This is a genomic window from Streptomyces sp. CB03238 (assembly GCF_002099185.1).
GTDB lineage: Bacteria > Actinomycetota > Actinomycetes > Streptomycetales > Streptomycetaceae > Streptomyces.
The window spans coordinates 344,295-351,258 of record NZ_NBCN01000011.1; the positions used below are offsets into that span (position 1 = coordinate 344,295).

The 6,964-nt window shown below is 68.4% G+C and carries 7 protein-coding genes and 2 pseudogenes; 7 read left to right on the top strand and 2 right to left on the bottom strand.

The features are described from left to right. Window positions 1-56: 56 nt before the first annotated feature. The 7 genes and pseudogenes from BKD26_RS22710 (at window position 57) to BKD26_RS22740 (ending at window position 4,437) form a co-directional block, all read left to right on the top strand. Window positions 57-548, top strand: a complete 492-nt coding sequence (locus tag BKD26_RS22710; protein ID WP_179166648.1) for an HAD family hydrolase — start codon at window positions 57-59, stop codon at window positions 546-548. After that, entirely contained in the window at window positions 545-1,342 is a 798-nt protein-coding gene (locus tag BKD26_RS22715) for a class I SAM-dependent methyltransferase (protein WP_084901148.1), read from the top strand. The genes BKD26_RS22710 and BKD26_RS22715 overlap by 4 nt, the downstream gene beginning before the upstream one ends. Next, window positions 1,339-2,175, top strand: coding sequence for a creatininase family protein (locus BKD26_RS22720; RefSeq protein WP_084901151.1), 837 nt, complete (start codon window positions 1,339-1,341; stop codon window positions 2,173-2,175). The genes BKD26_RS22715 and BKD26_RS22720 overlap by 4 nt, the downstream gene beginning before the upstream one ends. After that, window positions 2,159-2,926: a phytanoyl-CoA dioxygenase family protein gene (locus BKD26_RS22725; RefSeq protein ID WP_084901237.1), complete on the top strand. Its 768-nt coding sequence runs from the start codon at window positions 2,159-2,161 to the stop codon at window positions 2,924-2,926. The genes BKD26_RS22720 and BKD26_RS22725 overlap by 17 nt, the downstream gene beginning before the upstream one ends. Before the next feature lie 4 nt (window positions 2,927-2,930). Beyond that, window positions 2,931-3,581, top strand: a complete 651-nt coding sequence (locus BKD26_RS22730) for a Sua5/YciO/YrdC/YwlC family protein (protein ID WP_084901154.1) — start codon at window positions 2,931-2,933, stop codon at window positions 3,579-3,581. 73 nt (window positions 3,582-3,654) lie between these two features. After that, window positions 3,655-3,968, top strand: a pseudogene (locus BKD26_RS41480) (FAD-dependent oxidoreductase); the annotation flags it as partial. A 58-nt stretch (window positions 3,969-4,026) separates the two neighbouring features. Continuing rightward, a complete protein-coding gene (locus BKD26_RS22740; protein WP_084901157.1) occupies window positions 4,027-4,437 on the top strand; it encodes an NUDIX hydrolase in 411 nt (136 codons plus the stop codon). 166 nt (window positions 4,438-4,603) lie between these two features. Here BKD26_RS22740 and BKD26_RS22745 read toward each other — a convergent pair whose 3' ends face one another. Beyond that, window positions 4,604-5,188, bottom strand: coding sequence for a GNAT family N-acetyltransferase (locus BKD26_RS22745; RefSeq protein WP_084901240.1), 585 nt, complete (start codon window positions 5,186-5,188; stop codon window positions 4,604-4,606). Window positions 5,189-5,843: 655 nt separating this feature from the next. After that, a pseudogene (locus BKD26_RS22750) lies at window positions 5,844-6,964 on the bottom strand (hypothetical protein); the annotation flags it as partial.

The window sequence follows — 6,964 nt, forward strand, 5'->3', positions numbered from 1 at the left end:
CCCGCGAGATCATGCGATCCAGCCTCCACACGCGCCCATCCCTCACGGAACCCGTGGTGACAGAGGTATGCGAGGCGCTGCGGGTTCCACCGGAAGCCTTTCCCCGCGACCTTCCGCCGGCCCCGTTCAGGCTCTTCCCACGCACGGTCGAGGCACTGGAGCGCATCAGCGCTGTGGCGACCGTGGTCACGCTCTCGAACGTCACCTGCGTGGACGCGGACACCGACGGGCTGCGCGCTCTCCTCTCACCGTGGGTCAGCGACTTCTTCCCCTCGTGCCGCATCGGTCACAGCAAGCCCGACCCACGCGCCTTCCACACCGTGGCCGAGCACTTCAGCACCGACCCCGCTGGCCTGATCCATGTCGGCGACGACTGGGCGTGCGACATCGTGGGTGCCGTCGAAGCCGGGACCAGGGCCGTGTGGATATCGCGCGGACGAAAGGTTCCCGACGAATCCCTGGTCGTTGATCACGGTGTGCTCGTCGCCCACGACCTGGCGGCGGCCGCCACGCATATCCAGCACCTCGCAGCACGGAGCGACACATGAGCCTCTTCACCGGAACCGCCACCTACTACCGCCAGTTCCGCCCCGGCATCCCCGAGGACGTCGCCGCGGTCCTCGACCGGGCCACCCCTGTGCGAACGAATGGCCCGCGACGGCTCCTGGACGTCGGCACGGGCACCGGGCTGGTCGTCGAGGCGCTTCTGGACCGGTTCGACGACATCATCGCCGCCGACAACGACGCCGACATGCTCGCCACCGCCGAGTCGGCACTTCGCCCGAAGCTGCCCGAGGGCTCCCGCCTCACGCTCGTGGAGAGCACCGCCGAGGACTTCGTCCCGCCCGTCGGCTGGAAGGCCGACCTCGTGACCATCTGCCGCGCCTTCCACTGGCTCGACCAAGGCGCCGTGCTCCGCCTCCTGGACAGCCAGGTCGCCCCGGACGGCGTCGTCGCGATCTTCGGCGACAACAGCTTCTGGGCCGCCGGCAGCCCCTGGAAGGAAGCGGTCCGCGACGTGATCAAGACGTTCCTCGGCGAAGAACGCCGCGCGGGCTCCGGCACCTTCCAGCACCACAACCGCCCATACAGCGAGATCATGGAGGAGTCGCCCTTCAACCAGGTCAAGGAGATCCGCGTACCCGTCCAGCGCACCTGGACCACTGCCTCCATCCTCGGCTACCTCTACTCCACCTCCTTCGCAGCACCCCACCTCTTCGGTGACCGGCTGGAGGAGTTCGAGACGGCGGTGAAGAGCCGGCTCACCGACTTCAGCGACAGCGACACCTTCCCCGAGGACAACGAGTTCCTCATCCGCATCGGGCGGCGGAGTAAGACGTGACGGCCGACGGCGACGGACGGTCGTACGGGAAGCTGACGACACCCCGTCTCGCGGCCGAGCTGAGCGAGCGGTCCACCCTCTGTCTTCCGGTGGGCTCGCTCGAACAGCACGGCACACACCTGCCCCTCAACACCGACACCGTCATCGCCGAGCGCTTCGCGCTTCGCCTGGCCGCACACGTCGCGGACCGGCACGACCTCTGGGTCGCGCCGCCCGTCGCGTACGGCCTCTCCCCGGAGCACGCCTGGGCGCCAGGCACCCTGACCTTGGACATCCCGCTGTACGCCAGCTTGATCACCACGCTCGTCGGGGAGTACCTCCGCGCCACACCCGTGCGGACGGTGCTCATTGTCAACGGCCACGGTGGCAATCGGGGTGTCCTTGAGGGACTGGTGCACCAGCTCCAGCACACCCACGACGTGGCCATCTGCGCGCTGCACCCGAGCACCCTCGCTGCCAGCGAGGTCACGGTCGACAGCGAACTGCCCGAGGTCCACGCCGGCATCCGCGAGACCTCCCTCATGCTCGCCCTCGCCCCCGACCACGTACGGCTGGACCTCCTCCCTGCCGGGACTCGCCCGGATCCCGGCCAACGAGAGGCGATCCAGCGCCTCGTACTCGATCGAGGCGCCACTTGGCCCTGGACCTCCGACGACCCCGCGCTATCCACGCACGGGGTCATCGGCGGCGACCCACGCAAGGCCAGCGCCAAACTCGGCGAGGCGCTCATCACCGCAGCCCTGAGCGCCGGCGCGGACATCCTCGACCGGCTGGTCCCGCCTGGCGCGAACGGACCGATCACCTTACGGAGAACCCATGCCCCTGACAGCTGAGGAGAAGGCCGCATTCAAACGGGACGGTGTCCTCATACGCCGAGGATTGGTCGCCCCCGACGTGACCAGGCGCGCCATCTCCCTCATCGACACCTGGTACCGCGAACGACTGGACCCCGAAGACATCCCCGCGTACTCGCAGCGCACCTTCGCCCCGGAACTGGGAAACCACCCGGACGTTCTCGCGCTCTACACGGAAACCGAAGCCGTGACCCTCGCCTCCGGCCTTCTCGGGGAAACCTCTCCCGTCTCCACCACCCAGGTCCAGATCCGCGTACCCGAGGCCGAACTCCCTGGCTTGCAGCCGGAGAAGGTCATGCACGTCGACGGCGTCTCCTGTCCCCACCTCGATCCGCAGGAATTGCGCACATTCTCCCTACTCGTCGGGGTCGTCCTGTCCGACATCAACGACCCTCAAGGTGGCGCGCTGCGTTACCTGCCCGGTGGGCACCAGACGATGGCCCAGTGGTTCAGCGATCAGTGGTCGATCGGGATAACAGAACAGGTTCCGCCGGAGATCGAACGCGAGGAAGGGGTCTCCTTCCTCGGCGCACCCGGGGACGTGCTGCTGATGCATCACCTCGTCCCCCACACCGTCGGGCGGAACCTCACGCCGTTCCCCAGGGTGATGGCGTACTTCCGGGTCTCCCACCCGGACCACTCCCGCCGCCGGCTCGAAGCGCTCCGCGACCCCTGGCTCGACTACCCGCCCCTCACCTCGATCCCCTCCGCCCCGGCCAGCCAGGAGTAGACCTATGCAGATCATCACCCCTCAGGACCTCGACGTCGCCGTGCGAGCGATCGAGTCCGGAGAACTAGTCATCGTCCCGACCAGCCGCTGGTACATGATCTGTGCCGACGCCAGCAACGCTCAGGCATGCGACAGCATCTTCAAAGGCAAGCGCCGCCCTGGTGCCAAGTCCCTCGCGTACGTGGCCCCATCCCTTGCCTCCTGCCAGGAACACTTCGAGCTCAGTGCCGAGGCCGCACGGCTCGCCACCATGTTCTGGCCGGGTGACCTCGCGTTGCTCCTGCCGTGGCGGAGCCCGGAGGACGCCACCCGGCACACGGCGGTCGGCTCGCCGGCGCTCACCACGGTGGCCCCCGGCGTCCTCGGAGCGCTCGCGTCAGAGGCTAAGGTGCCGGTCGCCGCCACCACAGCCAACATCTCTGGCGTCGCCGGCCCGGCCGACCTGGGGCCCGCCGTGAACATCGAAGAGGTCCACGACTTCCTCGCGGCCTCCGGACTGACGCCCTCAGTCATCGTCGACGGCGGTGTGTGTCCCGCTGCCAATCACATGAGCATCGTGGATTGCTTCACCCCCGAGGCGAAGCTGGTACGCACGGGCCTCGTCCACCAACGAGCCCTATCAGCGACCCTCGGTCGGGAGATTCAACGTGCCTGATGGCTCGGTCACTCCATGGCAAAGCACTCCGGACAGCACCGAGTCTGTTAGCTGGCCCGGCTAGGCATTGGCGCTGTGCATCTACCCCCACGGCGACACCGTCTTCCTGGGCGGCACAGCGATCGACGGCGAAAGAGATCTCGTCCCCGACGACAAGACGGCGGGCATCCTGGCCCGCTGCATCCAGGTCGAACCCCGCCCGCTCAGGCCCGCGTCCTGGAGCATCGAATCGGTGCCCGACCGACCCGTGCCACGGTTCGTGTGGAGGCGGAGCGAGATGAGGAGGTCGGCACCGTAGTAGTCCACAACTACGGGCACGGGGGTGCTGGCGTCACGCTGTCGTGGGGGTGTGCCGAAGAAGCTTGGGAGTTGCTCTCCGCCGCGTGACGGCCTTGCAGGACACCCATCACGCACATCACCGTGCTGCCTGTGGAGGAAGAGGAAGATGCAGCAGAACACGGAGAAAGAGCCGGGAGTTGCCGCAGCCGTCATCGTTCACGAGGGCCGTGTTCTGATGGTGCGTCGCCGTGTCAGCGAAGGTCCCCTCTCCTGGCAGTTTCCGGCTGGCAAGGTCGAGCCTGGTGAGACTCGTGAAGAGGCTGCCGTGCGCGAGACGGAGGAGGAGACCGGCCTGACAGTGGCGGCAATGAAGCTGCTCGGCGAGCGGGTCCACCCGAAGACGGGCCGGCTGATGTCGTACACCGCGTGCGAGGTGGTAGGTGGCACGGCCCACGTCGCGGCCCCCGAGGAATTGGCTGAGCTTGCCTGGGTGCCCCATGGCGAGATCCCTCAGTACGTGCCGTACGGCCTGTTCGAGCCCGTGCAGGAGTACCTCGACGCGGCCCTGCCACTCTGAGAGCACTGGCGTGAACGAGCCCGTGACGGGTGTGTGCGCCGACGTTGGAATGGATGCGGTTGACGCCTGCACGGGCCCCTCGGGATGACGAGGGGCAAGTTGTAGGGCCTCAGCTTCGCTGTCAGGCGGCGGCTCGGTGACCTGCGGTTCTTCTCGTTCTCTCAGGTCATGCGGCTTGGGTGCCCTCCCAGGGACGCGTCATTTCCTCAGCCCCGAGTTTGAGGAGCATGAGGACTTCATCGCGATCGTCACCAGGCCCGAGCCGCAGAGCTCCCGGCCAGCGTCCGACTTCTTTCCAGCCGAGCCGTCCGTAGAAGGTCTCCAGTCCAACGCAGGCGCGTGCTGCCAGGTGCAGCTGCTCAAGCCCCATCTGGTCACGTGCGACGGCGTGGGCCTTCTTCATCAGGGCGACGCCGATGCCCTGCCCGCGCCTGTCGGTGCGGGTCTGAACGTGGTGGAGCGTTCCCCAGTGGGCGATGAGCGCGAAGGTGTCTCGGCGTATGTTGAGCCAGCCCACCAGGTCGTCGCCGTCCAGGGCCATGAGGATGCGGCAGGTTTGAGGGGCGAGATTCCCGAGGATGGCGTCGAGGGCGGGGGCGGCGTCCCGTTGATCGATGGGCGGAAAGGGAAAGCCAGCCGCGCCACCTGCGTTGGAGACGTCGATCCAGCAGTCGATGAGGGCCTGTCGCCGATCCGGGTCGACGTCATGTGTGGTGGTCGCCTGAGCGAAGCGGAGCGAGTCGGAGGGCATACGGCGAGGGTGCCAGCAGGCACTGACAGCGGGCAGTCGCCCGTACGGCGACGGTGCCACCAGGCGGGCGGCCCAGGCGATCGCCACGATGACCATCGAGGCCGTCATTGCATGGCTCGATGCCGGCTCCCCGACCTGGCCGCTGAACTGCGAATCTCAGCAGGACGCCATAAATGGCCGCGATATGCGATCAGCTCCAAGAATGTGGCGTCCATCTTGCGAACCCACACGAGTGGTCCACACTGGAGTTCGCCGGGGGCAGACAGCGAAGATCCACGAATGACTGGCCAACGCGGGCAAGGCATGTCAACGTAGACGACCTTCTGCAAACCCCCCTGGTCATGGAGGTGACTGCCCGTGACTGCGATGTCCCGGCTGTCGGGCGCGCTGACGGCGCCGCGGAAGGGACTCGGCCTGCCGTCCCCCACCAGGCTGCGGTCCGCCCTCGGTCGCTGCCTGCCGGTCCAGCGCCCCCAGGCGCTGGACCGTCCCTGCCACCCCTGGGGCAGGGACTCCGGGAGCATTGCTCCCGGGACAACTTGCTCGCGCTGGGGACGGGGTGGTTGGCAGGGCGTTGTCGCTGGTGGTGGGGTCTTCGCGGTGTGGGTCGTGCATCGAGCCTCCGTCTCAGGGGCGGCTGTGGGAGCTGTGGGGATCAGGGAGCGGGGTCGCTGGGCGCGGCCTTGAGTTTGTTTTTGAATTCGCGGACGACGCGTCCGGCGTCGTCGCTGGAGACGGTGTAGCCGGCGTCGCGGAGTGCGTCCTCTACCCGGTCGCGGCCGATGCGGCCTGTCTCCTCGTACACGCGGCGGGCGAACTTGAGGATGAGCTCGTCGGAGGCGCGCGGTTTGCGATCCTCCTGTTTCTGCCGGGCAGCCGGTTTTCGCTTGCGCCTGCCCGGGGCGCTGCCGGAGGCGTCGCTGCCCGTATGCGGTGGACCGTCTTCGGGTTCTGCCCGTCGGGTGGGCAGTCCTGGCGTCGGGCGGGCAGGTTGCGGGCGGGCAGTTGGGGGCGCCTGGTCGTCGCCCGGGTGCGATGGATGCGGGCGGGCAGTCTCCTCTGCCCGCTGAGCTGGGTCCGGGCGGGCGGAGGGCGGTTGGCTGCTCTGCCCGGAGTAGTGGGCGGTGTACGAGGTCGGGGTGTGCCAGCGTGGCGGCAGTGCGACGGTGGCGAGGCCGAGAGCCTGCTTGCGGGTGGCGAGCTTGCGCAGCAGCAACTCGTCCTGGAGTGGGTCTCCGTCGACGTCGGCCCGCTCCAGCGCCTCGTGCAGACGATCGGACAGGCGCCGGCCTCTCAGCGTGCCGCGCTGCTTGTCGGTCATCGATTCGGCGCGGAGGATCAGGGTGACGGCGTCGCTCAGCGCACGCTCGCGGATGAGCCGGGCGGCGTCCGCGTCCTGGTCGGCGATGCGTAGCCGGGCCAGCAGCCGTTCACGCATCTGCCGGACGAGGACGGCGGCCAGACCGCGCGAGGCGGCCTGCGGTGTGCGGTGGCGCAGCTCGTGCCCATGGCCAGGTGCCACAGCATCGCGGCCATGACCGGTCCTACGAAGGCGCGCACGGTGCCGCCGACGAGCCCGAACTCGGCGTAGGCGGGGATGATCTGCACTCCGGTGAGCACCCACACGAGGACGCCTGGCACGCCCGGCGCGCGTGCGGGCCCGTTGAGGTTCTGGCGTGCCATCAGCGCGGTGGCGAACAGGGCTAGCTCGGCGGTGGCGAACATGAAGGCGCGCTCGACGGTGCTGCCCATGTCCAGGTAGTCGGCGGCGAACCG